Here is a 265-nt window from a genome sequence, read left to right as displayed (position 1 = left end):
ACCACCTGCGCCGCAGCTTCCTCTACCTGTTTAGCGGCACCGATCGCTACGTCGCCGGCAAGGCCTGGGAAGGAGTCGCGGACATGGCACGCGCCTATATCATCGGCAACTTTATCCTCGGCCTGATGATCGGCGTCGTCAGCTCGCTTTTCTTCCTGATGATTGGACTGCCGTACTGGCCGGTAATCGGCCCGCTCAGCGGCCTGCTCAGTCTGATGCCCTACATCGGCCTGGCACTCGCCATCGGCCCACCCATCGCCGTGGC

1 protein-coding gene is annotated in these 265 nt (G+C 63.0%); it reads left to right on the top strand.

The annotated features are described in order from the left end of the window. On the top strand, positions 1-265 hold a 265-nt coding region (locus tag ACZ3HH_RS30325; RefSeq protein WP_465810311.1), incomplete at both ends, for an AI-2E family transporter.

The organism is Pseudomonas sp. PME37.24/025 (assembly GCF_055556615.1).
Note: the sequence above shows the minus strand (reverse complement) of the source record. Positions and strands in the feature narration are given on the sequence as shown.